Origin of the sequence: Streptomyces sp. NPDC006193, from assembly GCF_040613915.1 — a bacterium.
Classification (GTDB): Bacteria; Actinomycetota; Actinomycetes; order Streptomycetales; family Streptomycetaceae; genus Streptomyces.
In genome coordinates this window covers 139332-165316 of the sequence record NZ_JBEXTB010000006.1, presented here as the reverse complement: position 1 = coordinate 165316, position 25985 = coordinate 139332, and the positions used below count along the sequence as shown (strand labels likewise).

The 25985-nt window shown below is 72.9% G+C and carries 23 protein-coding genes; 6 read left to right on the top strand and 17 right to left on the bottom strand.

What is annotated here, in order from left to right; translation table 11 throughout:
- Positions 1-25 precede the first annotated feature (25 nt).
- Positions 26-1018 carry a pirin family protein gene (locus tag ABZ261_RS09295; RefSeq protein ID WP_356856976.1) on the top strand — a complete coding sequence of 331 codons (993 nt, stop codon included), beginning with the start codon at positions 26-28 and terminating at the stop codon, positions 1016-1018.
- A gap of 159 nt (positions 1019-1177) precedes the next feature.
- On the opposite strand, the gene ABZ261_RS09290 is transcribed toward ABZ261_RS09295, so the two are convergent.
- The 10 genes from ABZ261_RS09290 to ABZ261_RS09245 all read right to left on the bottom strand — a co-directional run bounded on the left by ABZ261_RS09290 (position 1178) and on the right by ABZ261_RS09245 (position 10877).
- Positions 1178-2104 (bottom strand): NADP-dependent oxidoreductase, encoded by a 927-nt coding sequence (locus ABZ261_RS09290; RefSeq protein WP_356856974.1) that lies wholly within the window; start codon positions 2102-2104, stop codon positions 1178-1180.
- 122 nt (positions 2105-2226) lie between these two features.
- Positions 2227-3198 carry a YihY/virulence factor BrkB family protein gene (locus ABZ261_RS09285; protein ID WP_356856972.1) on the bottom strand — a complete coding sequence of 324 codons (972 nt, stop codon included), beginning with the start codon at positions 3196-3198 and terminating at the stop codon, positions 2227-2229.
- Positions 3199-3302: 104 nt separating this feature from the next.
- Positions 3303-3983 (bottom strand): DUF3618 domain-containing protein, encoded by a 681-nt coding sequence (locus ABZ261_RS09280; protein ID WP_356856970.1) that lies wholly within the window; start codon positions 3981-3983, stop codon positions 3303-3305.
- Complete coding sequence (locus ABZ261_RS09275; protein ID WP_356856968.1) at positions 3959-4366, bottom strand: phage holin family protein; 408 nt, start codon at positions 4364-4366, stop codon at positions 3959-3961. The genes ABZ261_RS09280 and ABZ261_RS09275 overlap by 25 nt, the downstream gene beginning before the upstream one ends.
- A gap of 1 nt (position 4367) precedes the next feature.
- On the bottom strand, positions 4368-5126 hold the full coding sequence (locus ABZ261_RS09270) for a hypothetical protein (protein ID WP_356856966.1): 759 nt from the start codon (positions 5124-5126) through the stop codon (positions 4368-4370).
- Positions 5127-5360: 234 nt separating this feature from the next.
- The gene (locus tag ABZ261_RS09265) at positions 5361-6596 is read right to left on the bottom strand and encodes a PP2C family protein-serine/threonine phosphatase (protein ID WP_356856964.1); all 1236 of its coding nucleotides are present in this window, start codon (positions 6594-6596) and stop codon (positions 5361-5363) included.
- A gap of 521 nt (positions 6597-7117) precedes the next feature.
- The gene (locus ABZ261_RS09260; protein WP_356856962.1) at positions 7118-8158 is read right to left on the bottom strand and encodes a TIGR03571 family LLM class oxidoreductase; all 1041 of its coding nucleotides are present in this window, start codon (positions 8156-8158) and stop codon (positions 7118-7120) included.
- Positions 8159-8294: 136 nt separating this feature from the next.
- Positions 8295-9119, bottom strand: coding sequence for an aldo/keto reductase (locus ABZ261_RS09255; RefSeq protein WP_356856960.1), 825 nt, complete (start codon positions 9117-9119; stop codon positions 8295-8297).
- Positions 9120-9182: 63 nt separating this feature from the next.
- A complete protein-coding gene (locus ABZ261_RS09250) occupies positions 9183-9605 on the bottom strand; it encodes a heme-binding protein (protein ID WP_356856958.1) in 423 nt (140 codons plus the stop codon).
- Positions 9606-9674: 69 nt separating this feature from the next.
- A complete protein-coding gene (locus ABZ261_RS09245) occupies positions 9675-10877 on the bottom strand; it encodes an MFS transporter (protein ID WP_356856956.1) in 1203 nt (400 codons plus the stop codon).
- Positions 10878-11101: 224 nt separating this feature from the next.
- Here ABZ261_RS09245 and ABZ261_RS09240 point away from each other — a divergent pair, with 224 nt between their 5' ends.
- On the top strand, positions 11102-11446 hold the full coding sequence (locus ABZ261_RS09240; protein WP_356856954.1) for a nuclear transport factor 2 family protein: 345 nt from the start codon (positions 11102-11104) through the stop codon (positions 11444-11446).
- A gap of 261 nt (positions 11447-11707) precedes the next feature.
- Here the strand turns inward: ABZ261_RS09240 and ABZ261_RS09235 are convergent, their stop codons facing one another.
- Positions 11708-12124 (bottom strand): SRPBCC family protein, encoded by a 417-nt coding sequence (locus tag ABZ261_RS09235; RefSeq protein ID WP_356856952.1) that lies wholly within the window; start codon positions 12122-12124, stop codon positions 11708-11710.
- A 27-nt stretch (positions 12125-12151) separates the two neighbouring features.
- On the bottom strand, positions 12152-13162 hold the full coding sequence (locus ABZ261_RS09230) for an aldo/keto reductase (protein WP_356856950.1): 1011 nt from the start codon (positions 13160-13162) through the stop codon (positions 12152-12154).
- Between the two features lie 159 nt (positions 13163-13321).
- Here ABZ261_RS09230 and ABZ261_RS09225 point away from each other — a divergent pair, with 159 nt between their 5' ends.
- Complete coding sequence (locus tag ABZ261_RS09225) at positions 13322-14224, top strand: LysR substrate-binding domain-containing protein (protein WP_356856948.1); 903 nt, start codon at positions 13322-13324, stop codon at positions 14222-14224.
- A gap of 127 nt (positions 14225-14351) precedes the next feature.
- The gene (locus tag ABZ261_RS09220) at positions 14352-14840 is read left to right on the top strand and encodes a hypothetical protein (RefSeq protein ID WP_356856946.1); all 489 of its coding nucleotides are present in this window, start codon (positions 14352-14354) and stop codon (positions 14838-14840) included.
- 244 nt (positions 14841-15084) lie between these two features.
- On the opposite strand, the gene ABZ261_RS09215 is transcribed toward ABZ261_RS09220, so the two are convergent.
- The 3 genes from ABZ261_RS09215 to ABZ261_RS09205 all read right to left on the bottom strand — a co-directional run bounded on the left by ABZ261_RS09215 (position 15085) and on the right by ABZ261_RS09205 (position 19669).
- Positions 15085-16761 (bottom strand): tannase/feruloyl esterase family alpha/beta hydrolase, encoded by a 1677-nt coding sequence (locus tag ABZ261_RS09215; protein WP_356856944.1) that lies wholly within the window; start codon positions 16759-16761, stop codon positions 15085-15087.
- 77 nt (positions 16762-16838) lie between these two features.
- Entirely contained in the window at positions 16839-18320 is a 1482-nt protein-coding gene (locus ABZ261_RS09210) for an AMP-binding protein (protein ID WP_356856942.1), read from the bottom strand.
- Positions 18317-19669, bottom strand: a complete 1353-nt coding sequence (locus ABZ261_RS09205) for an MFS transporter (RefSeq protein WP_356856940.1) — start codon at positions 19667-19669, stop codon at positions 18317-18319. Before ABZ261_RS09205 ends, ABZ261_RS09210 begins: the two co-directional genes overlap by 4 nt.
- 257 nt (positions 19670-19926) lie before the next feature.
- On the opposite strand from ABZ261_RS09205, the gene ABZ261_RS09200 reads away from it, so the two are divergent.
- Entirely contained in the window at positions 19927-21741 is a 1815-nt protein-coding gene (locus ABZ261_RS09200; protein WP_356856938.1) for a GAF domain-containing protein, read from the top strand.
- Between the two features lie 266 nt (positions 21742-22007).
- Positions 22008-23024 (top strand): hypothetical protein, encoded by a 1017-nt coding sequence (locus ABZ261_RS09195; RefSeq protein ID WP_356856936.1) that lies wholly within the window; start codon positions 22008-22010, stop codon positions 23022-23024.
- A gap of 327 nt (positions 23025-23351) precedes the next feature.
- On the opposite strand, the gene ABZ261_RS09190 is transcribed toward ABZ261_RS09195, so the two are convergent.
- On the bottom strand, positions 23352-23912 hold the full coding sequence (locus ABZ261_RS09190; protein WP_356856934.1) for a hypothetical protein: 561 nt from the start codon (positions 23910-23912) through the stop codon (positions 23352-23354).
- A gap of 1 nt (position 23913) precedes the next feature.
- Positions 23914-25569 carry a DEAD/DEAH box helicase gene (locus tag ABZ261_RS09185; RefSeq protein WP_356856932.1) on the bottom strand — a complete coding sequence of 552 codons (1656 nt, stop codon included), beginning with the start codon at positions 25567-25569 and terminating at the stop codon, positions 23914-23916.
- Positions 25570-25985 lie beyond the last annotated feature (416 nt).

Sequence of the window (25985 nt, the reverse complement as noted above, 5' to 3'; positions counted from 1 at the left end):
CCCTCGACGGATGAGGAGTCGGCCGGTGAGCAACACGGAAGCACTGCCCGGCGCACTCCTCTGCGGAGCCGAGGCCGCCGGGCCGGCGCCGGCGGGCATCCAGATCCTCGCCCCCCGTGAGGTCCCCCTCGGCGGCCCCCGGGCCATGCGGGTGCGGCGCACGCTGCCCCAGCGGGCCCGGACGCTGATCGGCGCCTGGTGCTTCGCCGACCACTACGGTCCCGACGACGTCGAAGCGACCGGGGGCATGGTCGTCCCCCCGCACCCGCACACCGGCCTCCAGACGGTCAGCTGGCTCTTCAGCGGCGAGATCGAGCACCGCGACAGCCTCGGCACCCACGCCCTGGTCCGCCCCGGTGAGCTGAACCTCATGACGAGCGGGCGCGGCATCAGCCACTCCGAGGTCTCCACCTCCGCCACCACGACCCTGCACGGCGTGCAGCTCTGGGTGGCCCGGCCCGAACGGCACCGCGACACGGCAGCGGATTTCCGGCACCACGCCCCCGTCGCGGTGCCGCTGGACGGCGGCGAGGCCCGCGTGTTCCTCGGCTCCCTCGCCGGGGACACGTCCCCGGTGCGCACCTTCACCCCGCTGCTGGGGGCGGAGCTGTCCGTGGCCCCCGGCGCCGTCCTCACCCTCGACGTCGACCCGGACTTCGAGCACGGCGTCCTGGTCGACACCGGCGAGCTGCACCTCGACGGCACCGCCCTGGGTCCGTCCGACCTCGGCTACGCGGCGCCGGGCCGCACCGCCCTCACCCTGGCCAACCCCGGGCGCGGGACCGCGCGGCTGGTGCTGCTCGGCGGGCCCCCGTTCGAGGAGGAGATCGTCATGTGGTGGAACTTCATCGGCCGCAGCCACGACGACATCGTGCGGGCGCGCGAGGACTGGCAGGACGGCACGGACCGCTTCGGCCGCGTCGACGGCTACGACGGCGACCGCCTCCCCGCGCCCGTCCTCCCCCGCGCCACCATCAGGCCGCGCCGGAACCCTCCGCCTCCCGCGCAGGGGCGGTGACGGCCCGGCGGAGCGCGGTGCCGTCGCCGTACGGCACGTGCCGGAGTGCGGCCGGTGCGGACTCGTGGCCGGCGCCGGGCGGCGGGGCCCACACCGGCCTGCCCCCCGGTGGCGGGGAGCGGCGGCCCGCCGCGACGAGCGCCGCCGTCGGGCGGGCCCTCACCGGTCGATCGTGAGGACCAGCTTGCCCCGGGTGCGGCCCGCGCGGCTGAGCCGCCAGGCCTCGGCCGCGTCCGCGAGCGGGAACGTCCTGGCGACGGGCACGGTCAGGCGCCCTTCGTCGGCCATCCGGCCCAGTTCGGCCAGGTGGCCGGGGTCCGGCCGGACCCAGACGTAGTGGCCGCCGCGGGCGGTGACCTCCGGGTCGACGACGGAGGCCAGCCGGTCCGGGCTGCCGAGCAGGTCCAGCGAGACGTCCACGGCGTCTCCGCCGACGAAGTCGAGGGCCGCGTCGACTCCGTCCGGGGCCAGCGCGGCCACCCGGTCCGCCAGGCCCTCTCCGTAGCTCACGGGTTCCACGCCGAGGCCGCGCAGGAAGTCGTGGTTGTACTCGCTGGCCGTGCCGATCACCCGGGCGCCGCGGGCCACGGCGATCTGCGCGCCGAGCACGCCGACCCCGCCGGCGGCGGCATGCACCAGGACGGTCCAGCCCGCCCGCACCCCGACGCGCTCCAGCGCCTGATACGCCGTCAGCCCGGCCAGCGGCATGCCGGCGGCCTCCTCCCAGGAGAGCGAGGCCGGCTTGCGGGCCAGCATGCGCACGTGCGCCGAGACCTGCTCCGCGTAGGCGCCGAGCTGCGCGGTGTCCTTGCGGATGTAGCCGAACACCTCGTCCCCGGCGGCGAACTCGCTGACGTCGTAGCCCACGCGCTCCACGACTCCGGCCACGTCCCACCCGGGGATCTGCGGGAAGCGGCTCTCGATGAGGGCGTCCAGCCTGCCCTCGCCCAGCTTCCAGTCCACCGGGTTGACGCCGGCGGCCTTCACCCGGATCAGCACCTCTCCGGGGGCGACCCTGGGCTCTGGGTGATCGGTGAGTTCCAGGTCGTCGGCGGTTCCGTAGCTCTTGAGCGTGATGGCCTTCATGCGACGACTGTACATGCGGGCGCGCAATTATCGCTCCAGCAAATTATGTGCGCGCATGCTCACGTGCGTCGTGCCGGCGTCGTCGCGTCGTCGTCGCGTCGTCGTGCGGCCAGAGGCGGGCGTCACAGTCTGCGGGTGTCGCGGGGCTCGGCGTAGGGCTCCTCGCCCGGTGGGTGGCCGCTGTCGATGGCCCGGGCGCGTTCGAGTTCCGCGTTGAGTTCCAGTCCCAGCAGGATGGCGAGATTGGAGATCCACAGCCAGACCAGGAACACGATCACGGCGGCCAGGCTGCCGTAGGTCTTGTTGTAGCTGCCGAAGTTGGCCACGTAGAAGGCGAACGCGGCGGAGGCGATGAGCCAGAGGGCGATGGCGACGAGACTGCCCGGACTGACCCACCGGAGCTTGCGCTTGACGTTCGGGGCCGCCCAGTACAGCAGGGCGACGATCACCGCGAAGAGCAGCACCATCACGGGCCATTTGGCGATGTTCCACACCGTGACGAAGGTGTCGCCCAGGCCGAGGACCTGTCCGGTCCTCCTGGCCAGCGTGCCGGTGAACACCACGCCGACCGCCATGAGGGCGAGCAGCACCACCACGACGAGGGTGATGGCCAGCCGGACGGGGACGGTCTTCCAGACGGGACGCCCCTCGCCGATGTCGTAGACGGCGTTGGACGCGCGCATGAACGCGGCGACGTACCCCGACGCGGACCACAGCGCCAGCGCGATGCCGAGGATCAGTGCGAGGCCCGCCCCGCCCTGGTTGCCCTGGAGCTGCTTGAGGACGCTGTCGAGGATGTCCCGGGCGGCGCCGGGGGCGACCTTGCCGAGGTTGTCGATCATCGGCTGGATCGCCGAACTGCCCACCAGTCCGAGGATCGAGACCAGCGCGAGCAGGGCGGGGAAGACGGCCAGGACGCCGTAGTACGTCAGGGCGGCCGCCCAGTCGGTGAGGTCGTCCTCCTTGAACTCCTTCAGTGTCCGTCTCAGGACGCCTCCCCACGATCCCCTGGACAGGTGGGTCGGCTTCTCGGCGGGCGGGGCCGGGCGCCCGTCCGGGCGGGAGGACTCGTGGTCCCTGCGGTGGCGGGCCATGGCAACCCCCTCCGTTCGGTGCCGCCGCACCGGGGCGGAGCCGGGGCGGTGCGGCGGCCACAGGTGGGTCGGGCGGGGTCAGGTGGTCCAGGGGGTCCGGCTGTTCACAGGGCGCCGGGGGGCTGCTGCCGGGCCTCGTCGGCCACCTGACGGCCGGACTGCCGGGCCTGCTCCGTGACCTGTCCGGCCTGGTCGGTGGTCTCCTGCTTGGTGGTGCGCACGGCTTCCGCGGCGGTGTCCTTCACCTGCTGGGCGGACTGCCTGGCCACTTCGGCGGCGTCCTCCTTCACATGCTGCGCGGACTCCGTCACCGCCTGCTTGACCGGCTCCATCGCCGCGCCGGCCTTCTCGGTGAGCCGGGACGCGGCCTGCTCCTCGGCCTGCGAGGCGGGCAGGAGGGAAGCGGCCAGCAGCCCGGCCCCGAACGCGATCAGACCGGCCGCCAGCGGATTGCCCTGCGCCTGCCGGGCCGCCTGCGCCGGCGCGTTGCTCACGGCCTCGCCGACCTGGCCGGCGGCCTCGCGCACCGTGTCCGCGGTCTGCCCGACGCTGTCCTGCACCGACGCCGCAGCCTGCTGCGCGCGGCCCTGGGCCTGCTGCGTCGTCCCGGAGGCGCTGCCCATGACGCGCCGGCGCACACCGGAGACCGCGCTGCGCACCCGGTCGGTGCGGCGGCGCACGATCCGTCCGGGGCTGGTGCGGTCGGCCAGCCGGTCGACGTTCTCCGACAGGCGCCCCCGGGTCGCCTCGATCTCTGTTCTCACTTGGTCGGGTGACGTGCCCATTGCGCGTCCTCCTTCAGTGTCTCCACGGTCTGCTCCGGCTTCGGGGACACCTCCCGCATCCGGGAGCGGCCCTTCGCGAACAGGACGGCCGCGACCACCGCCCACACGGCGGTGACGATCAGGGCGGCCCATCCGGTGTCCATCACGTTGGCCAGGCCGTACATCGCCGCGAGCGAGGCGAACAGGGCGACCATGTAGCCGCCGAACCCGGCTCCGCCGTACAGTCCGGCGGCCTTGCCCGCCTTGGCGGCCTCCTCCCGGACCTCGGCCTTGGCCAGCTCCACCTCCTGCCGGAGGAGCGTCTGGACGTCCGAGGTCACCTCCGCCAGCAGTTCGCCGACCGAGGGGTCCTGGCCGCGCGGCTCCGGTGCCGTCGACGACATGTCACACCTCCGGGTAGGCCCGCGGTTCGGGTTCCACGGCGCCTTGCGGGTAGGGCTGCGGCTCCGGCTGCGCCGCCCTGTGGGGCACGTCCGGGTAGGGCCGCGGCTCCGGCTGCACGGTCCCCTGCGGGTAGGGCGGCGGCTCCGGCTGCACGGTCGTCCCGGACACCTCCGGGTACCCGCCGAACTCCGGCCGCCCGGCCGCCTCGGGCGTCCCGTCGCCCCGGACCGCGGCCCCGTCCGGCTGTGCCCCCGCTCCGGACTGCGCCTTGCCGCCGGCCTTCGCCGCCCGGCCGACCGCGAAGCCCGCCAGGGCCGCCCCGGCCAGGAACGCACCGGGCCGGCGCCGCGCGAATCCCCTGAGGTCCTCGGTCATCCCCTGCACCCCGTGCCGCTCCAGGTAGTCGGCGGCCCGGCGGCCGCCGTCCGCCACCTGGGACACCAGGCCCCGGGCGGGGGAGTCGCCGGACGCGTTGCGTGCCAACTCCGCCAGGTCGTCCGCCCATTGGCGCACCGTCCCGGCCGCACGCTGCGTCTGGCCCTCCACCTCCTCCGTCACCCGGCTCCGAAGGTCGCCCATGGCGCTCCCGGCCTGCCGGCGCGCCTCCCCGGCCACCGTCCTGGCCTGGTCCGCCGCGGTGCCCACCACCTCGCCGGCGGCCTGTTTGGCCTGGCCTGCCGTGGCCGATGCCTGTTCTTTCGCGGTCTGTCCGGCCGCCTGCGCACGCCCGGCCCCGCCGTCGGCGGACTCAGCACTCATGGTTGTCACCCTTCCTCGGACGCGGACGGCCCGCAGGCTTCGGTGGAGGACCGGCAGGGGGAGAACATCGCCCCCGTCGCCCCCTGAGCACGGTCGTCGTCCGTCGACGCGGTGCGGGGGCCTTGTCGCGCCCGTGTGTATATGTACCGATTGCGCGCTTTGCGAGTATCCGGGTCATGCCATGCGAAACAACGCAATGCGCTCAGCACACCGGCCACTTGCTTCGTGCGGCGCTCACGGCTGCCGCTGCGCGCGGCCGCCCGAGGCCTGCCGAGTGTCCGCCCCCGAGCTGACGTGCCGCTGGGTCTCCTGGGGCCCGTGCCAGTCCAGGCACACGGCGGTGGCATCGTCCTCGAGCCGGCCGCCGGCGGCCTCCCGGACCGCGGAGGTCAGCGCCAGCGCGGTCTCCCGCGGGTGCAGGTCCCGGGTCTGCTCCAGCAGGCCGGTCAGGTCGACGTTCTCCCCGTGCCGCTCGAGCATGCCGTCGGTGAACATGAGCAGGCGGTCACCGGGCCGCAGGTCGACCTCCTGGACGCGGTAGGCGTGCGGGGCGAACTCGGACAGCCCGAAGGGATGGTCCACCGCGCAGCGGATCACCTCCACGGACCCCTCCCGCACACGGAGCGGCCAGGGGTGTCCCGCGTTGACCAGCCGGGCCTGCCCGGTGCGGACATCGACGCGCAGCAGCTGCCCGGTGGCGTGGCCGTGGCCGTGGTCGCGCAGCGCCAGGTCGGCCCGGTGGGCCTGCTCGGCCAGGCCGGCCCCCGCCCGGCGGGCGCCGCGCAGGGCGCTCACCAGAAGCGTGGCGGCCAGGGCGGCGCCGACGTCGTGGCCCATGGGGTCGGTCACCGACACGTGCAGGGTGTCGCGGTCCAGGGTGTAGTCGAACGTGTCGCCGCTGAGGTCCTCGGAGGGCTCCAGGCTCCCGCTCAGCGTGAACTGCGCGGCCTCGCAGGACAGCGACGGGGGCAGCAGCTGGTACTGGATCTCCGCCGCCAGGGTGGGGGGCCTGGAGCGTTTGCCCCAGGTGTAGAGGTCGGTGAAGCGCCCGTTGGCGATCACGATGTACGCCAGGACGTGGGCGGCCTGTCCGACCGCGTCGAGGACGTCGCCGCCGGGGTCGCCGGGCAGCAGCAGTTCCAGCAGTCCGATCGCGTCGCCCCGGTTGGTGACCGGCATGATCACCCGCTGTTTCCGGCCGGCGGCCTCCCGGTGCATCCGCTGCGTCCGGATGACCTCCTCGTAGACGCTGCCGGGCAGGGGGATCCGCTCCGCCTCCCGCCCGCCCTCCACGGCCGCGGTGGACAGCCGGGCCACCGCCCTCCCCGTGAGGTCCACGATGAGGAAGGAGACCTTCGTGGCCTGGAAACGCCGCCGCAGGTCGTCGGCGACCACGTCGACGGCGTCCACCGGCGCCGCCGTCTCCGCTGCCGTCAGCAGTCGGGGAAGTCCGTTCTGCCCACCACTCACGACCGCGGTCCCTTCGCCGGCCCCTCCCACCAGCTTGGGAACCGTCGCGGTGAGCGTCAATCCGTGCACGGTCACGGTCGGTGAACGGTCGCGCCCGCGGGCGGGAGCGCGGAGCCCGCGCGAGGTCCCGGCGCCCCGCCCGGGACTCGCCGGCGCACGTCGAAGCGGCACGGCGGCGCGCTCCGCGTGGGCAGCCGGAGGTCCGGCGTGACGGCCGCCGGCGACGCGTTCCGCAGCGCGGCGCACGAGGCGGCGGTGGGGGCGGCGAGCCGGCCTGGCCGATGTCGCTGCCGGAGCACCTGCGCAAGGTCATGGAGCCGCCCGTGACCGGCATCGCGAACACGGGCGGGCGGCGGCCCGGCTCCGCCGCCCGCGCCGCCGGTCCGGTCCGCCGGGCGGTTCGCGCGGCACGGGCGCCGGGAGCCGCGGTGCGCGTCGGCGGCACGCGACCACGCGGAGCGGCCGAGGGCCTGCGCGGCGCCCTGCGAAGCGGGGGTGCGCCGCCCCCGCGAACCGTGCCCTCAGACCGCGGCCCGGTTGCCGTCCGCCCGCGTCGCGGCGGCGGCCGGCGAGGGGAAGTGGGGCAGGACCTCCTCCGCGAGTTCGTGCAGGACCTCCCGCACCGGGCGGTCGCCCGGCCGCAGGTTGAAGGAGACGTGCGCGACGCCGAGTTCGCTCATCGCGTGCAGGTGCTCCCGCAGGGCCCGCCGCCCCGTGCGCAGGCCGAGGCGGATGGGACGGGCCGGCGTGGACGGATCCTCCGCGAGGTCCAGCTGCATCGGGGTCAGGTACGGCTTGGGGTCCCCGGAGGTCAGCTCCTGCCACTCACGCGTCTTCAGGCGCAGCGCCCCCAGCGGACGGGGGTAGTTCAGGGAGGCGTCGGCGTGTTCGGCGATCCAGTCCGCGGACTGCTGCGCATGGCCCGCGACGGCGATGGGGATCGTCGTGCCGGTCGGCTTCGGCAGGACGTCGAGCCCGCGGTCGGCGCTCAGGCCGAGCTCGGGCAGGGCCAGTCCCTCGTCCGACGGCCGCCGCGCCCAGGCGGCGCGGAGGATGCCGACGCCCTTGCGGAAGGCCGTCCCGCGGGCGGGGAAGTCCTCGCCGAAGAGGGGGTATTCGACGGGGCGGTCCCCGCTGGCGAGGCCGAGGACGAGGCGGCCGCCCGACAGGACGTCGACCGTCGCGGCGGCCTTGGCCACCAGCAGCGGACGCCGCAACGGAAGGACGACCGCCGCGGTGCCGAGCACCGCGCGTTCGGTGACGGCCGCCAGATGGCCCAGGTGGGTGAACGTCTCGAAGACGGACCCCGCGTCGCCGAACTGCTCGGGGTCGTACAGCGGGACGTCCCGTACCCACAGGGCCGCGAAGCCGAGTTCGTCGGCGAGCCGGGCGAGATCCGCGTGCCCGGTCAGGGAGGGCACCCCGAAGGGACGGCCCGCCTCGCGGTCGGCGCGCAGCCGGGTCGCCCCCCAGTCGTTGTCGAGGGGGAGTTCCAGGCCGATCGTCAGGGGGCCGCCGGGGGTGACCAGGCGGTCCAGTGCGGTGGGGGACGGGGCGGGCATGACGGGCACACCTTTCCGGGGAGGAGACGGGGCGTGGCCGGCCCTCGCGCGGGCGGGGTCAGGGCGGTCACCGCCCGCGCGAGGCGCCGAGGGGAGGACGGACGGGGTCCGGGCGGAACCGGGTCCCGGTCCGTCCTCAGTTCAGGGCGTCGGGGTCCGGGCCCGTGCGCAGGCCGCGGTCCAGCCCGGCGATCGCGGTCATCTCGTCGTCGGAGAGCGTGAAGTCGAAGACGTCGATGTTCTCGCGGATGCGGGTGGGCGTGACCGACTTGGGGATCACGATGTTGCCGAGCTGGAGGTGCCAGCGCAGCACCACCTGCGCCGGCGACCTGCCGTGCCGTTCGGCGATCGCCGCCAGCGCGGCCTCCCCGAGCAGCGCGCCCTGGGCCAGCGGGCTCCACGCCTCCGTGGCGATGCCGTGCTCGGCGTGCAGGGCGCGCAGCTCCCGCTGCTGGAGCCCGGGGTGCAGCTCGATCTGGTTGACCACCGGTACGAGGGGGCTGTCGCCCATCAGGCGGCGCAGGTGGGCCGGCTGGAAGTTGGACACGCCGGCCGCGCGGACACGGCCCTCCTCGACCAGCCTGCCGATGGCCTTCCAGGATTCCCGGTAGAGGTCGCGGGCCGGGGCGGGCCAGTGGATGAGGTACATGTCCACGTAGTCCAGGCCGAGCAGGGCGAGGCTGGCGTCGAAGGCCTTGAGGGTCGCGTCGTAGCCCTGGTCGGCGTTCCACAGCTTGGTGGTGACGAACAGGTCCTCGCGGGCGATGCCGGAGGCGGCCAGGGCCCGGCCGACACCCGCCTCGTTGCCGTAGACGGCGGCGGTGTCGATGCTGCGGTAGCCGGCCTCGAGAGCGGTGCTCACCGCGGCGGTGGTCTCCTGGTCGGGGACCTGGAAGACGCCGAAGCCGAACTGGGGGATCTCCACGCCGTTGTTCAGCCGGACGGTGGGGACGGAAGTCATGGTGCGTTCCTCGCGGGTCGTGGGTGGGTGCGGAAGGACGGGCCGTCGGTGCGAAGGGCTGGGTCAGGCCGGCGCGTCGACGGCGGCCGCGGCGAAGGCGTGGTCCTGCTCGGGGGATCCGCCGCCGACGCCGATGGAACCGACGAGGCGGCCGTCGCGGCGGACGGGAAGGCCGCCGGCGATGAAGAGCAGGGGCCGGTCCAGGGCCGTGGGCAGAGTGTGGAACGGGCCGCCGGGCCGGACGGCGTCGACCAGGTCCGCCGTGGGGGCGTCGAGCTGGAGCGCCGTGTAGGCCTTGCGGGTGCTGGTCTCACCGGAGATCAGCACCGCCCGGTCGTCCCGCCGGAAGGCCAGCAGGTGGCCGCCGGCGTCGAGGACGCTGACGCTCACGGCGACCCCGGCGGCCTCGGCCGCGCGGCGGGCCGCGGTGACGAGGACCTCGGCGTCCCGGGTGGTCAGGGGGGCGACGGCGGTGGTGGTGCTCAAGAACGTTTCTCCTGACGGGGTGGGTGTCCGGGCGGGGCGCGGTCGCGCCCGCCGGGGGGGACGGGAAGATCAGTGGCGGGCGGCCGGCACGTGCGCCTCGGCGGCCGTCGCGGCCCGGCCCGGACCCGCGGCGCGGCGGTCCAGTACGGCGGCGAGGACGGCCAGCAGCAGGGCGGAGCCGGACAGCAGCGCGCCCACCCGGTTGGGCGCCGTGTAGCCGAGACCCGCCGCGATGACGATGCCGCCGAGCCAGGCGGCCAGGGCGTTGCCCAGGTTGAAGGCGCCGATGTTGACGGCGGAGGCCAGCGTGGGCGCGGCGGCGGCCTGGTCCAGGACCCGCTTCTGCAGCGGCGGCACGGTGGCGAAGCCCAGGGCCCCGATGAGGGTGAGGGTGACGGCCGCCAGGACCTTGTCGTGCGCGGTCGCGGTGAAGGCGAGCAGGACCAGGGCCAGCGCCCCGAGCGACACGAAGAGCAGGGGCATCAGGGCGCGGTCGGCGAACTTCCCGCCGAGCAGGTTGCCCGCGAACATGCCGACGCCGAACAGGACGAGCAGCCAGGCGACCGCGCCCTCGCCGTAGCCGGCGGCCTCGGTCATCATCGGGGTGATGTAGGTGATCGCCGCGAAGACGCCGCCGTAGCCGAGCACGGTCATCGCCATGGCGAGCCACACCTGGACGTTGCGGAAGGCGGCGAACTCGGTGCGTACCCGCACCCCCTCCGGCCGGCCCTGCTCGGGCACGAGCCGGGCGACGCCCAGCAGCCCGACGACGCCGAGCGCGGCGACGACGGTGAAGGTGACGCGCCAGCCGGCGGCCTGTCCGATGTAGGTGCCCAGCGGGACGCCGACCACATTGGCGACGGTCAGCCCCGTGAACATCATGGAGATGGCGGACGCCTTCTTCTCGGGGGCGACCAGGTCGGCGGCGACCACCGAGCCGATGCCGAAGAACGCTCCGTGGGCGAGCGAGGCGATGACCCGGCCGATCAGCATGACTCCGAAGACGGGCGCGACGGCGGAGAGCACGTTGCCGGCCACGAAGAGGCCCATCAGCAGCATGAGCATCTTCTTGCGGGACACCCGGGTGCCCAGCACGGTGAGCAGCGGCGCGCCGAGGACGACCCCGAGGGCGTAGCCGGTCACCAGCCAGCCGGCCGTGGGGATCGAGACACCGAAGTCGTCCGCGACCTGGGGCAGCACCCCCATGATCACGAACTCGGTGGTGCCGATCCCGAAGGCCCCTGTGGCCAGGGCCAGCAGCGCGAGAGGCATGCGCGTACCTTTCCGTCATTGCATGGGTGCCTTACGGGCGTTCACAATAGTTGCATACGCGGGTTACATGCAAAACGAGCAAACGTCGTACGCTGCCTGTGGTCGTATGCAAGTGTTGGGCCATGTGTCAGGCGGGTGTCGAGCGCGCCCGGGCACGGCAAGGGCAGCACACCGGAGCGCTCGATCCGCTCCGTGGCCCGAGAAGACGAGAAGAGGAGAACGCCATGACCCGCACGCCCCAGGAGATCTTCCAGGACCACGGCCGGAGACTGGGGGCGGGGGACCTGGAGCAGATCAGCGCCAACTACGCGGAAGACGCGGTCTTCGTCACGCCGGACGGCGTCCTGCGTGGGCGCGAGGGCGTCCGGCAGGGCATCGCGCGCCTGCTGGCCGATCTCCCGGACGCCGAGTGGAACCTGAGGACGCAGTTCGCCGGGGACGTGCTCCTGCTGGAGTGGACGGCCTCCACCGCCACGGCGCGGGTCGAGGACGGCGTCGACACCTTCGTCTTCCGCGACGGGCTCATCCAGGCCCAGACCGTCCGCTACACCCTGGTCGCGGACGAGTGAACGGACGGGCCGACGACGGCAGGCCGGACCGCACGTCGTCCCCCGAACCGGTGTGACCCCGGCGCGGATCCTCCCGTGTGCCCCCCTGCGGGCCCGGCGATACGTCGCCTGCAGTCGCGGGGGCGCCGCGACGCGAGGGCCGGAAGGGCGCCACGGTGAGCCCGCCTCGGGGGGAAGCCCCGGACCGGAGTCCGGGGCTTCCCCCCGAGCATCGGCCGCAGCCGGTCGGCGCGGCCCGAACGGGGCGCCGCCCCGCACGCCTCAGGCGTCGAACGCCTGGCCGAGCGCCGCCAGCCCCTCGGTGTAGATGCCGTGGAAGAGGGCGATCGCCTCCTCGTCGCTGACGCCGGCCGGGGTGAAGGTGCCGGACCACTCCACGCGGGACGCACGGGAGCCGGGGACCTCGTGCACGGTCAGGGTGGAGCGGTAGCCGGTGACGGGGAAGGGCGCCTGGAGGATGGAGTAGCTGTAGGTGCGCGCGTCCTCGTCGAACGCTTCGAGGCGTTCGACGATCACCGAGCCCTCCTCATTGGTGAGGCTGCGGACGCGGCCGCCCTCGCTGAGCTTGCTCTCCGGAATGTACGGCAGCCAGTCCGGCAGTGAGCCGAAGCCGCCGATGAGCTGCCACACCCGGTCGGGCTCGGCCGGGATGTCGCGGGATGCGGTGGTGTGGGCCATGGTCGTCTCCTGGGGAGGTGCGGGTGGTCAGGCGGTGGGTACGGGGGCGTTCTCGGCGATCAGGCCCTCCTGGCGCAGCGCGCTCCAGAAGGCCGCCGGGACCGTCTCGCCGAGCGCGGCGACGTCCTCGGCGACGCGGCTCGGCCGGGTGGCTCCGGGGATGACCGCAGCGGTGGCCGGGTGGGCGAGGGAGAACTGCAGTGCCGCCGCCTTGACGCCGATGCCGTGCTGTGCGGCGAGCGCCTTGATCCGCTCGACCTTGGCGACGACCGCGGGCGGCGCCTGCTGGTACTCGAAGTGCTGCCCGCCGGCGAGGACGCCGGAGCTGTACGGCCCGCCGACCACGATGTCGACGTTCTGTGCGGCGGCGGCCGGCAGCAGCCGCTGCAGGGCGCGCTCGTGGTCGAGCAGGGTGTAGCGGCCGGCGAGCAGGAACGCGTCCGGCTTGGGCTCGTCGAGGTCGAGGGTCAGCTCGAGGGGCTCGACCCGGTTCACGCCCAGGCCCCAGCCCTTGATGACGCCCTCGTCCCGGAGCCTCTGCAGGACGCGGAAGGCGCCGGTGCGGGCCGTCTCGTAGACCGCCAGCCACTCGTCGCCGTGGAAGTCCTGCGCGACGTCGTGCACCCACACGATGTCCAGCCGGTCCGTCCGCAGCCGCTTCAGGCTGTCCTCGACGGAGCGCAGCGTGGCGTCCGCCGTGTAGTCGTCGACGATCTTGTTCCGGCGGCCGTGTTCGAACAGTCCGCCCTTCTCGCCCAGGGCACGGGCGGAGGGGTCCTCCTCCTCGTCGAGGATGAGGCGGCCGACCTTCGTGCTCAGGACGAACTCGTCGCGGGGGTGACCGGCGAGGACCTCGCCCAGCCTGAGCTCGGCCAGCCCCGCGCCGTAGAAGGGGGCGGTGTCGAAGTAGCGGATGCCGTGCTCCCAGGCCGCCTCGACGGTGGCGGCGGCCTCCTCGTCGGGGATGGCCCGGAACATGTTGCCCAGCGGTGCGGTGCCGAAGCCGAGGGCGCCGGGCAGGAGGGAGGCGATGGACATGAGTGCAGATCCTTCTGTCGAAGCGTGCGGAAAGTGCGGCGGGCGACGACGGGAAGGCCCGTGCGGGCGATCGGTCGTGCCGACGCGTTCGAGGCTAGGATCGGGGACTTGAGACTGTCCAAGACTTGCTTGGACACACTTGAGTCCTCCGAGGTCTTGATGCTTGATCTACGCCAGCTCCACTACTTCGTGGCGGTCGCCGAGACCGAACACGTCGGCCGGGCCGCCGAGCGGCTGCACATCTCCCAGTCACCGCTCAGCCGGCAGATCGCCCAGCTGGAGAAGAACCTGGGACTCACGCTGTTCGAGCGTGGCGGGCAGAGGATCCGGCTGACGTCGGACGGGCGGGTCTTCCTGGCCGAGGCCCAGGCGCTGCTGCGGCACGCCGACCGCCTGGAGAACCTGGGGCGCCGGCTCGGCCGGGGCGAGGAGGGCGGCCTGTGCATCGGCTACATCGCCGACGCCATGCACACCGGCGTCCTGCCCGGCGCCCTGCGCGCCCTGCACGAGGAGCGCCCCGCGATCCACGTCGCCCTGTACAGCCTGCCGCCCGCCGAGCAGTTCGAGGGGCTGCGGCAGCGCAGCCTCGACATCGCGCTCGTCCAGGAGCCCCCGCCGGCGGACGATCCGGACCTGCTGGCCTCGCCCTTGCTGGAGGACCCCCTGCTGCTCGCGCTGCCCGCACGGCACCCGCTCGCCGACCGGGAGGAGCTGTCGCCCGGGGACCTCGACGGCCTGCCGTGGATCGCCGTGGAGAACCCCCAGGACGAGGCCTGGCGCGACACCTTCGTCGCTTCGTGCGCCGCGTCCGGGTTCACCCCGGACATCCGCATGGAGGCCGCCGAGCCGCTGACCGCGCTCGGGCTGGTCGCCTCCGGGCTCGGACTCGCGCTCGTGCAGAAGAGCATGGTCCGCGGCATGGCGGACACCGTCGCCGTGCGCGAACTGCCCTGGCACGACAGGTGCGTGCACCTGTGGGCGACATGGCACCGGGTCGACCTGCGGCCCGTGGTCGCGTCGTTCCGTGAGATCGTGCTCCGGTCCGGCCGCGCCGGACGGTGAGCGCCGGCGCGTGCGACCGGCCGGCGCCACATCCCCCCCGCGAGGCAGGCACGGGGCGCCCGCGCGAGAGCGTCCCGGCGCGCCACGGCGGCACCCGCACCGACACCGGTCGCACGAGGAGGCACCGATGCCCGGGACGCGCACGACACCCCTGCGGGCGGCGGCCCTGGCCCTCGCCGTCCTGGCGGCGGCCGGCGCCACCTGGCGGCTGCTGCAGCACCCCGCACCCTACGCGCTGCGCACGGCGCCGGCGGTGCGGGTCACCGTCCACGCCGTGCACTCCGGTGGTCCCGAGGCCGGGGAGGTGGCCGACGACGTGGACCTCCTCGTCAAGGTGTACGTCCAGCGCCTTGCGGCGGGCGACGCCGCCGGCCTCGCCCGTATCGGCGCGCCCTGGTACAGCGGCCGGGAACGGGCGGCGCGACGGCTGATCGCCGAGTACGGCCCGCACGCCGGCGAACCCGTCGCGGCGACCGTGCAGGACCCCGCCGTGCCGTACCTGGCCGGCGTCGAGCTGCGCTTCGGCGACGGGCGGCGGCAGACGCTCTCCCTGAGCCGCGGCCACGACGACGTGTGGTGGCTGCAGCTGGGCGACGGCGACCCCGTCGCGCCGTAGAGCCGCCACCGCCGGTCGGGCGGATGCGCCGCAGCCGTCGGATGCCGTAGCCCTGAGGACGTGGTGACGGAGCGGCGCGAGGCCGTCGTGCCCGGCACGGGGCTCCCGGCCGCCGGCCGCATACACGCTGCTCCCCGGTGACCCGGCCATGTGCGATGCCAGCCGGGAGAACGCCTGCCGCTCCTTCCCGGATCCGACCACCGGCGGCCCCGACCGGCAGGACGGGTCCGGGGCGAACCCGCTGTCAGCGGGAGCACACGAAGCTGGCGGCGATGCGGGGGTCGCCGGTCCGGTATCGCGGCCAGAGCGGGTATGCGCACAGGGGCCGGGTCCTGCCGTCGCGTGCGTCGGCGACCACTGGCGCAACGGGTCGCCGACCCTGCTCGGACCACTGCTCGATCGCGGTGACCGAGTCCCAGGCAGCGGCGAAGGCCGGGCTGCCGACGTTCGCGTGGTTGGCGCCGGGCACGAGGTAGTACCGCATGAACTCGTCCGTCTCGCGCGGCCCCACCGTCTCGGCCACCCGCCCGTAGTAGTCGTTCGTCGAGCGGTGCGAGACCAGTTCGTCGGCGGCTCCGTGGAGGAGCAGGAGCCTGCCGCCGGACCGCGCGAAGGGGCGCAGGTCCGCGTCGTTGCGGTCCTGGAGCTCGGACAGTTCGCTGATCCGCGCGAGCCATCTGCCCGGCCGGGCCGGGTCGACCGCCGAGGAGTCGTGGCCGGGGTCGCGGGTCAGGAAGTACTTGACCCACTGGTCCCAGTACTGCATTCCGAATCCGCTGGTGAGCGGCATAGGACTGGACGGGGCGGTCGTGCCGAGGCCCAGCAGCGGCGTCCTCATGTCGGCGCCGGAGAGGAACGGGAAGCCGGGGTAGCCCCGTTCACCGCTGGCGACCTGGTACGGCCACTTCCAGGGGGCCGAGACGGCCTGGACCGAGGCGATCTGACGGTCCGAGAGGCAGGACGGGCCGGTGTCACGGCCGTCCGGGCAGCGCAGGGTCCGAGGCGCGAAGCGGCAGGCCTCCGGGTGCGAGACGACGTTGTCGGCCAGCCCGTCCAGGCCGTCACAGGCCCGGACGACGCTGTCGTGGAGGAGGGTCTGCTTCTCGGGCCCGGGGAAGGCGCCGGGCTGCGCCAGCAGGCGCGTCACGTGCCCCAGGTAGAGCACTTCCGCGAGGTTGTTCCACGCCGGAAAGGCGGAGATCACGCCGTCGAAGGCGTCGGGCCACCGCTGCGCCGCGGTCAGCGCTTCGCGGCCGCCGGTCGATCCGCCGGCGAAGTACCTGTGCGCGGGGCTCGCCCCGTAGCCCTGCCGGATCAGGAACTGGGCCGCGTCGTGGGTCTTCTTCAGCGCATCGCCCGCGGCGAAGTTCCGGAGCGCCTCGCCGTTCAGGGCGAACGAGCCGTCCAGCGACGAGATGGGGTGCCCGGCGGGGTCCGCCTGGTGCCCGGAGTCGCTCGCGTAGGCCGCGTACCCGCGCGCCAGCGGGGTGAGGCCGTCCTGCGGCCCGAAGGGGACGTTCGCCCGGATGTCGGGGACGGTGCCGTCATAGCCGCCCCCGCCGAACATCATGGACCTGTGGTTCCAGGCACGGGGCAGAGCGACGCGCATCCCGATGTCCGGTGCGGAGCGGTCGACGGGGAAGAGCGCCGCGTCGACACGGCAGTACGTGACGCGTGCGCCGCTGACGGTCTCCGTCACCTCGGACGCGGCCTCGACCCGGCCGCCGCGGGTGGGCAGTGAGATGACGGCCGCGGGGATCGCCGTCCCCGCCAGTGCCTCGCATCCCGCCCGGGTGACGGCGGCGGCGGCCCCCGCCGCGGCCGGCGCCGCGTTCACCAGGGCGACCAGGAGCGCGGTGACGGCGGCGAGCGCCCCCACCCGCACGCCGCGCCTTCTCCCGGTCGTGGTCATCGGGTGCATAGCCATGTTCCTTCCGGTCGTGCCGGTGTGGGGGAGCGGGGAGGGCCGGCCGTCGCCCTCGAGTGCCGGGGGGACCCTCATCGGGTCGGCTCGGCTGTGCGTCGGGCGCGCAGTTCCGAACGCCGGACCTTGCCCGCCGCGTCGCGCAGGGAGTCGTGGACCAGTTCGATCGACTTGGGCAGCTTGTGGCGCGACAGCCGGCCGTCGAGGAAGGCGCGGATGTCGTCCGGTGTGACGCCGGCCTCTTCCGGCGTATGGACGATCGCGTGCAGCCGGTTGCCGGTGTCGTCGTCGGGAAGGCCGATCACGACGGCGGTCAGCACGTGCTCGTGCTCGACGAGCGCGGCCTCGATCTCCGCCGGGTACACGTTGACGCCACCCACGGTGATCATGTCGGCCCGGCGGTCGAGCAGGTACAGGTAACCGTCGGCGTCGAACCGTCCCATGTCCCCGAGCGAGGACCAGCCGTCGCGCACGACGGGTTCGGCGCCGATGTAGCGGTACGTGGCATCCGTCCCCGGGGTCACCCGCATATGGATCTCGCCGGGGACACCGGGCTCGGTGACCTCGGCTCCGTCGGGATGGAGCAGCTTGATCTCACCCCAGGTCACCCTCCCCACACAGCCGACGTGTTCGAGCCATTCGTCCCCGCGGACGGTGCACCCGGCCTCTGCCTCCGTGCCCCCGTACAGCTCCCAGACCCGCTCGGGCCCCAGCCACTCGATCCACTGCCGCTTCAGCCAGACCGGGCACGGTTCCGCGCAGTGCCAGAGCGAACGCAGGGAGGCGAGGGAGTACCGGTCACGGACCTCCTGCGGGAGCGCCACGATCCGGCGCATCATCGTGGGCACCAGATACACCCAGCTCACGCCGTACTCGTCGATCGCCGACAGGGTCCGCTCCGGGTCGAACCTGGTCAGCAGGGTCACCGACCCGCCGAGGAAGATCGTCGAGAGGGCGGTGACGAACGGGGCGTTGTGGTGCAGCGGTGCGGTGATCAGCGCCCGCTCCCCGGCCTCGATCCCCCACATGCCCGCGTCGAAGCCGGAGGTCACCGCCGGCCGGCCGGACAGGATGATCTTCGGCCGGCCGGTCGAACCGCCCGAGACCGGGGCCTTCCACGACGTCGCGACCTCCGCGTCCAGGTCGTGGTCGGGCTGTCCGGCGCCCAGGTCGTCGACGGTCGTCGCCCCGGCGCGGTCGATGAGCGCGTTGCCCGCTTCGGTGACCACCACGGCGGGGTCGCCGAGTTCGAGGATCGCGTGGAGTTCCGCCGGCCTCATCCACGGCGACAGGACCTGCGGGGTGGCCCCGGCCTTGTAGCAGGCGAACACGGCCAGGACCAGATCCGTCGAGTTGGGCAGCAGCAGGGACACGATCCGCCCCCTGGCCGCCCCGGCGGCCAGCAGACCCCGCGCGACCCGGTTGCTCCCGCGGTGCAGTGCTGTCCAGGTCAGGGACGCGGCGCCGGCCCGCACCACCACGGTGTCCCCGGACTCGGCGGCGTACGCCCCGGGGATCTCGGCCAGCGGGAATCCGTCCTCGGGCAGGAACGTCACGGCAGTACCTCCGGGTCTCGCTCGACGGTGGGGGACGAGGCGGCGGCGGCCTTGCGGTCCTCCTGCCGCAGGGCCCGGCGCAGGGCCACCGCGAGTCCGCCGCCGATCAGGGAAACTATGATCACGATGTAGAAGCCGGAGGCCGGATCACCGGAATCGGACTCGGCCAGACCGAACACGTACGGCCCCACGAATCCTCCGGTCAGGCCGACCGTGTTGATGAACGCCAGCCCGGCGGCCGCCACGATGCCCGACATCCGGGCCATCGCGACCGACCAGAAGACCGGCAGCGTGCCGAAGAGGATCACGGACAGGACACCGATCAGCACGATGCGCACGGCGGGCGACGCAACCGCCAGGAAGAGTGCCGCGATCACGGCGGGGGCCGCGGCCAGGACACCGATGGTGAGGGACTCGCGCGGGACGCGGCGGAAGACCGCCGGCATCACCAGCACGCCGATCGTGCCTCCGATACCGGTCACTCCGCTGAGCAGTCCGATCAGGAACGACCCGCTCACGTCCAGCGACTCGATGATCGACGGCACGTTGAACGTCACGCCGTTCATGGTGACCTGGTTGAGGAAGTAGACGGCTCCGACGAGCAGGATGAACGGCCGGCCGAACGCCTGCCCCATGTTGCCTCTGAGGGTGTGCCCGCCGCGTGGTGCGGAGCCCGCGTTCGCCTGTTCGGTCAGCGCCGCCGCCTCCCGCGCGGTCAGCCAGCGCGCGTCGGCCGGCACCTCGGGCAGCAAGGCCAGCACCACCCACCCGATGGCCATCGTGACCAGACCCTCGGTCAGGAACATCCACTGCCAGCCGTGGAGGCCGCCCAGGTCGTCGAGCTCCATCAGCGCGCCGCCGAGCGGGCCGCCGAGCAGCAGGCCGAGCGTGGGCGCGAGGTAGATGAACCCGATCGCGGTGGCGCGGTCCTGCTGCGCGAACCACCGGGTCACCATGAACATCATCGCCGGATAGAGGCCGGCCTCGGCCGCACCGAGTGCGATGCGCCCGAGGAAGAAGGTGACGTCGTCGTGGATGAACATCATGAGCGACGTGACCGCGCCCCAGCTCACGGCGATCCGTGCGATCCAACGCCGCGGGCCGACGCGGTACATCACCAGGTTGCTCGGGACTTCGAACAGCGCGTACGTCAGGAAGAAGAGACCGGCGCCGAGGCCGAACGCGGCCGCGCTGATACCCGCGTCGGCCTGCAGATGGGTCTTCGCCAGCGCGATGTTCGTCCGGTCGACGTAGGACATGAAGTAGGCGAGGCACAGGATCGGCAGCAGCCGCAGCATCGCCTTTCGGGTCGCGGCGGCGTACAGGCCGCCGGCGGCGGAAGCGGGCATTCTCGTCACTCCCCTGGGAACAGGCCCGGACGGCCTGGATGAGGCCCGGACGCGGGCGCTTGCGCGGTCGACCGGCTGGGCGTCTTCGGTCGCTGTGTGACAGGCGCCTGCGTCCCGTCTCACCACCGTGTGTCGTGGGGCGAGGTTAGAGCGGTACGCGTCCTCCATGAGATGGAAAGTGCATACACTCATGGCCAAGTCCGGGTGTGTGAACGCACCACCCGAACTCACCACCTGATTCCTCGGCGGGGGCAGCGATGGCACGAACCGGTCCCGGCGCGGCCGACGCCACGGGCGACGGTGAACTGGCCTCCTACCGGCTGCGTCGCGAGCGCGAACTCAGCAGCCTGTACCAGACGGCCCGGTCGCTGACCGCGCTCGGCGAGGTCGACGAGGTGCTGCGTTCGATCGTCCGGCACGCCCATGAGCTGATCGGATGCGACTTCGTCTACCTGTCGCTGCTGGACGCCGAGGGGTACCTCACCCTCAGGGCGTCCGCCGGTACCATCTCGCCGGAGTTCTCGTCGGCCCGGGTGCCGCCGGGACTGGGCCTGGGCGGGCGCGTCATCGAGTCCCGAGCCCCCTACTGGGTCAGCAACTACCGCGAGGCCCACGCTCTGCCGCACGACCCCGAGTTCGACCTGCTCGTGCCCCGCGAAGGGCTCATGGCACTGCTCGGCGTACCGCTCATGGCCGGAGATCAGGCGATCGGCGCCCTCTTCGCCGCCGACCGCACCGAGCGTCCCTTCGAGAAGGACGAGGTGGCGCTGTTCCGCGCCTTCGCCGACCATGCCGCCGTCGCCCTCGACAACGCCCGGCTCTACGAAGCGAGCCGCGTCTCGCTGCAGCGGCTCACGGAGGCGTATCGCACCATCGAGGCCCAGGTCGCCACGATGGAACGGGCCGCGGCCGTGCACGAGGCCCTCACCCATGTCGTGCTGACCGGTGGCAGTCCCGGCGACATCGCACAGCTGCTGGTCGAGCATCTGCGGGGCACGGTCGCTGTCGAGGACCGGGACGACAGGGTCCTCGCGGTCCGGTGCGCCGAGGAGCGGGACGAGGACGCCGGCCAGGACCTTGCCCGGGAGCTGCGCGAGGAGGCACGCAGGACCGGGCGGTGCGTCTCGGCGCACGGCACGGACGGGGCCTTCCGCAGCGTGGTGGCCGTCCGGGCCGGCGGCAGCCACTTCGGATTCCTGTCCCTGACGCGTCACGCCGCACCGGAACCGGCGGACATCCGCATGCTGGAGCGCTCCGCCCAGATCATGGGCCTGCTGAGCCTCATGCGGGACGCCCGCGTCGAAGCCGAGGAACGGGTCCGCGGCGAGCTGCTCATGGAGCTGATGTCCCGCTCGGCCCTGCACCCTGCCCAGCGCGACAGGGCACGTGCCCGCGGCGTCGACGTCGACCACCTCGACGTCCTCGTCGTCGTCGACTGCCCCGGACGACCCGCAGGCGAGATCGTCCGGCGACTCACCTCCCTCTCACGGGAGTCGTCCGGCCTGGCGGGCGAGTATCTGGGCCGGGCGACGATGCTGCTGCGCGCCGACGACGCGGAGGAGACGGCGCGCACACTGCACCGCGCGCTGCGCCACACGCTCGGCGTGCCGGCCCTCGTGGTCGCCGATCGGATCGCGGGCCAGGAGCGGTCCCGCTCCTTCACGCTGACCCAGCGCTGCATCAAGGTGATGCGCGCCCTGGGGGAGCACGACCGCGGTGCCGGCACATCGCAGTACGGGATGTATGCGCTGGTCTTCGACCCCGAACGCGCCGACGACCTCGACCGCTTCCTCGCCGACAGTCTCGGCGCGCTCCTGGAGTACGACCGACGACGGGCGACCGACCTCGTGGCCACGGCGGCCGCCTACTTCGCCCACTCCGGGAACCTGAGCCGGACGGCTCGCTCCCTGCACGTCCACCTGAACACCCTGCTGAAGCGGCTGGACCGGATCGGGGTCCTGCTCGGCGAGGACTGGCGCACCCCGGACTCCGCTCTCCGCCTCCACCTGGCGCTGCGACTGCACGAACTGAAAGCCGCGGTCGACCGGCCCGCTCCGGGCACCGCCGGCTGAGTCGACGCATCGGACCGCCGTCCGGAACGGCACCCGCGTTCTCGCGCCTGCGCCCGCACTGGCCCGAACCGCGTATTGACACGCCCACCCGCTGACCCGAACATCCTCCTCAACGCCCGGCTCCCCGGGTGTGCACCCCAAGTGGCGCTTCCGGTAACGCCGTTGTGCGCCGCTGTACGCCGTCGTGCGAACGAGCCCGCTCACTTCTCCTGGTGAAGCGGGTCCCCCCACATCCTCCGACATCGTTGTCGGAACAGGAGGAGACCTTGTCAACCCGTCGCACAGGGGGTCTGACAGCCCTCGCCGCGGTCCTCGGCACGCTGGCACTGGCCGCTCCCCAGGCCTCGGCCCGTCCCGTACCCGTCGCCTCCGCCCAGGTCGGCGCGGAACAGCAGGCGGCAGCGCTCAGGTTCTGGACGCCCGAACGCATGGCGCATGCCGTGGATCTCGACACGGTCCCCACAGCCCCGCCGCCGTCCGAACGGCACGGCGCCGCACCCCGCAGCCCCGGCCGCGGAGCGCGGCCCACCTCGGTTCCTCCGGCGACGCCCCCGGGCGGGGTGGCACAGCCGACAGGCGCGCGGACGCCGCGCCTGTCGGCATCCACTCCGCAGCGCTGGACGAGAGGCGGCCTGATCCGCACCACCGCGGGCAAGGTGTTCTTCACCAACCCCAAGAACGGTGGCACATACGCCTGCACCGGCGACGCGGTCAACAGCGGCAACAAGTCGGTGGTCGCCACAGCAGGCCACTGCGTCGTGGACACGGACGGAACCGCCTACAGGAACTGGGTGTTCATCCCCGCCTACGACCACGGCGACCGCCCCTTCGGCACCTTCGCGGCGACCGCGCTGCACTGGGAACCGCAGCGCATCGGCGACCCCGACGCGGCCTGGGACGCCGCGTTCGTCACGGTGGGCACCGTGAACGGGCGGCGCCTGGTCGACACGGTGGGCGGGCAGGGCATCGGCTTCGACCAGACACCCGGGCAGTACGTGTACTCCTTCGGCTACGGTGGCTCGGCGGCCGAGGGCAACGGCGAGCAGATGAACTGGTGCGCCGGTACCGAGACGTTTCAGAGCGGGCACGCCGGCGGCGGCATCTGGGGCATCGACTGCGTGCAGACCGGCGGTTCCAGCGGCGGCCCCTTCCTGGCGCGCTTCGACCCGGCCAACGGCACGGGCATGCAGACAGGCAACATCAGCATCAGCGCGGGCGCCTACGAGTACCACCCGTACTACGGCCGTGAGGCCGCCGCCGTCTACAACGAGGCGGCCTCCTGACACGTCGCACCGCCGGCCGGCCGGGGCCCGCCGCGCCCGGCCGCGGCCGCCGCGCCCGGCTGCGGCCCGGCGCGGTGTCGCCGGCCGCCGGGCCCACCGGCCGGGCGCGCGCGGCGGAAGTCCGCTGCCCCGGCCGAGGCCTCGGGCCGGGCTTCCGCTTCCAGGAAGTGGGGGTACGGCACGGCCGCGATCACCGTCACGGCCGGAGCCTGCCTGCGCTCCGCTCGCGACATGGACGAGCTGGCCGCTGGGGTGTCCGCTGGTGCACCGCTCGCGACCGGCAGCCGAGCCGTACACCAGCCGTCGGTATGGGCCGTGCGGGTCCGGCTACTTCGGCACCGCGAAGTAGCGGGCGGGATCGAGGGCGTTGAGTGCGGTCCACCGCTGCGGTGATGCCCCGGCGGACACTGAAGTGCCACCGGAAGAGACGCGGAAGAAGTCCTGGACGGCGAGCGCGAGCCGAGGGTCGTCATCGACATGTCGTGCCATCTCGTAGCAGACGGCCAGCACGTGGACACAACGCCCCGTGCCGTCCGGGCAGGAGCAGTCGACGCCTGCGAGCACCGGTGCGGGCGGGTGGCCCGCCTCGGTGATCGCGCGGTGCACCTCATCGGTGAGCAGGGGCCGGGCACCGTACAGCCGGCCGGTGATCGACGCGATCGTCTCCGTGGACATCGACGCCACCTCGATGCAGGCCACGTATGTGCTGCGGCCACGCCGGACGACGCCGCGCACGACACGGCCGTCGATCGTGACCTGCACTTCACCCAGGCGCGCCAGCTTGCGGGCGCGCGGCAACAGCGGGTTGGGTCGGGTCTGGCGTAACGGCTGCGCGAGCCGCACCCAGTCCCGCCCCCACGCCGTGCACCCGAAATCGCCGTCCGCCATGTCAACGCACTCGCTTCCGGCGCAGGGTCGCAATGAGGCGGTCGTCATCCCATCGCGCCAACTCGGCGACACCGGACGCATCGGCGATTTCGGACAGTGCGGATTTGCGGGCATGCATGGCCGCGATGTGCTCCTCGACGGTGGTACTGGTGGTCAGGGTGGTGACGGTCACGGTGCGGGTCTGGCCGATCCGGTGGACTCGATCGGAGGCCTGCGCTTCCACGGCCGGATTCCACCACCGGTCGAAATGAATGACGTCGGCCGCGCGGGTGAGAGTGAGCCCGGTGCCCCCGGCTTTCAGGCTGAGCACCAGCACTTTCGGACCACCGTCGTTCTGGAAGCGGCGCACGATGTCGGCCCGCTCTTTCTGATCGAGACCGCCGTGGAAGAACGGGACGGACACTCGGAACTGCTCGCCGAAGTGCCGCACCAGCAGCTCACCGGTCTTCCGGTATTGGGTGAAGATCAATGTCGGCGAATCGGTTTCGAGGTTGTTCGCCACGATGTCGGTGCACAGGTCGAGCTTGCCCGACCTCCCCGACAGCCCGTCGCAGTCGTCGGTGACCAGGCTCGGGTGGTTGCAGACCTGCTTGAGTGCGGTCAAAGCCGCCAGCACCCGGGCCTGGCGCTGTGCGCCGCTGCCGAAGCCGTCGTCGATCGCCTGCTCCAGCACGCGGTCGTACAGCTGCTGCTGTTCCACGGTGAGGTCGCAGATCAGATCGGCGTGGATCTTGGGCGGCAGTGATCCTGCGACCTGGGACTTCTTGCGCATCAACACGACTGGCTCGATCGCCGCGCGCAGTCGGGTGGCGGCGGCGAGGGAACCGTCCGCGATCGGCCGGACGAAGCGACGACGGAACTGCGCCTTGTGCCCGAACAACTGTGGTGCCACCAGATAGAGCAGTGCCCAGAGTTCGTCGAGGTGATTCTCGACGGGCGTTCCGGTCAACGCGATCCTCGCGTCGGCCGCGATGGCTCGCGCGGCCTTCGACACTTGTGTGCGGGGGTTCTTCAGGACCTGCGCCTCGTCGAAAACCGCAGTGGCCCACTGCTGCTCCATCGGGACAGTGCTGTGCATGCGCAGCGTCGGATAGCCGGTGAGCACCACCGTCTTGCTGTCGATCGCCTCCAGCGGCCCGCCACGCCAGATCATCGTCCGCAGACCAGGTGCGAACCGCGCGATCTCGTGTGCCCAGTTCCCGACCAGCGACGTGGGACACACCACCACCTGTGGCCCCTCATCGGCGCGCCCGACGAGACAGCCGATCGCCTGCAGCGTCTTGCCGAGCCCCATCTCGTCGGCGAGCACCGCGCCGCCGTGCGCGCCGACGGCCTCGCGCAGCCAGCTCACACCGCGAACCTGATACGGCCGCAGCTCGGCGGCCAGTGCGGTGCGCAGTTCGGCCGCCACCGCAGTGGTGTGACGGAAGACGGCCACGGCATGCTCCGCCGATGTCACGGCGACACCCGTGGCATCGGGGACGGCGTGCCCGGCGACGGGCAGGGCCGAATCGCCGCCCGCGATGCGCGTCCGCCAGGCATCGACCGACCGACCGGGCGAGTCGAGGAGCGCGCCGGCGAGCTCGTCCGGCTCGATCAGCGCGCAGTCGACGTCGGCCACCTCGAACGCGGAAAGGTCCGGCGTCGGGACGACCAAGGCAACCTTCTGGACGTCACCGACGGGCGGGGCGGCTCCCACCGTCCGACAGGACCAGGTCCACAGGGCGAACATATGGCGGTCGAGGAGGTACGTGGCTTGACTGTCACCCCGGCCACCGCCGCATTTCTGCCCGTTGTCCTGCGCGTCAGTGGCCGCCCTTACCGGCCCCTCCCCATGCGGGTCGGCTGCGATCCCGCAATGGGAATCACGCCTCGAATTCGGCAACGTCGGAGGCGCGGTCATGAAATCCTTTGGATGTCGATCGGCGGGAACCTGAGCGACTGGACCATAAGCACGCCGTGCAAGGCTGTCAAGCTGAAAATTTCTCGCCACTTCTGTTGCGGCCGAACGGTTTTTGTGCCCCCTGGTGAATGTGCGAGGTCCACAGTTTTATGGCCGTCCGCGGGTTGCGC

Excerpts from the sequence above, each read along its gene's own strand:
- ABZ261_RS09290 (WP_356856974.1), bottom strand. The coding sequence starts at position 2,104 with ATGAAGGCCATCACGCTCAAGAGCTACGGAACCGCCGACGACCTGGAA.
- ABZ261_RS09285 (WP_356856972.1), bottom strand. The coding sequence starts at position 3,198 with ATGGCCCGCCACCGCAGGGACCACGAGTCCTCCCGCCCGGACGGGCGC.
- ABZ261_RS09280 (WP_356856970.1), bottom strand. The coding sequence starts at position 3,983 with ATGGGCACGTCACCCGACCAAGTGAGAACAGAGATCGAGGCGACCCGG.
- ABZ261_RS09275 (WP_356856968.1), bottom strand. The coding sequence starts at position 4,366 with ATGTCGTCGACGGCACCGGAGCCGCGCGGCCAGGACCCCTCGGTCGGC.
- ABZ261_RS09270 (WP_356856966.1), bottom strand. The coding sequence starts at position 5,126 with ATGAGTGCTGAGTCCGCCGACGGCGGGGCCGGGCGTGCGCAGGCGGCC.
- ABZ261_RS09260 (WP_356856962.1), bottom strand. The coding sequence starts at position 8,158 with ATGCCCGCCCCGTCCCCCACCGCACTGGACCGCCTGGTCACCCCCGGC.
- ABZ261_RS09255 (WP_356856960.1), bottom strand. The coding sequence starts at position 9,119 with ATGACTTCCGTCCCCACCGTCCGGCTGAACAACGGCGTGGAGATCCCC.
- ABZ261_RS09245 (WP_356856956.1), bottom strand. The coding sequence starts at position 10,877 with ATGCCTCTCGCGCTGCTGGCCCTGGCCACAGGGGCCTTCGGGATCGGC.
- ABZ261_RS09240 (WP_356856954.1), top strand. The coding sequence starts at position 11,102 with ATGACCCGCACGCCCCAGGAGATCTTCCAGGACCACGGCCGGAGACTG.
- ABZ261_RS09235 (WP_356856952.1), bottom strand. The coding sequence starts at position 12,124 with ATGGCCCACACCACCGCATCCCGCGACATCCCGGCCGAGCCCGACCGG.
- ABZ261_RS09230 (WP_356856950.1), bottom strand. The coding sequence starts at position 13,162 with ATGTCCATCGCCTCCCTCCTGCCCGGCGCCCTCGGCTTCGGCACCGCA.
- ABZ261_RS09225 (WP_356856948.1), top strand. The coding sequence starts at position 13,322 with ATGCTTGATCTACGCCAGCTCCACTACTTCGTGGCGGTCGCCGAGACC.
- ABZ261_RS09220 (WP_356856946.1), top strand. The coding sequence starts at position 14,352 with ATGCCCGGGACGCGCACGACACCCCTGCGGGCGGCGGCCCTGGCCCTC.
- ABZ261_RS09215 (WP_356856944.1), bottom strand. The coding sequence starts at position 16,761 with ATGCACCCGATGACCACGACCGGGAGAAGGCGCGGCGTGCGGGTGGGG.
- ABZ261_RS09205 (WP_356856940.1), bottom strand. The coding sequence starts at position 19,669 with ATGCCCGCTTCCGCCGCCGGCGGCCTGTACGCCGCCGCGACCCGAAAG.
- ABZ261_RS09200 (WP_356856938.1), top strand. The coding sequence starts at position 19,927 with ATGGCACGAACCGGTCCCGGCGCGGCCGACGCCACGGGCGACGGTGAA.
- ABZ261_RS09190 (WP_356856934.1), bottom strand. The coding sequence starts at position 23,912 with ATGGCGGACGGCGATTTCGGGTGCACGGCGTGGGGGCGGGACTGGGTG.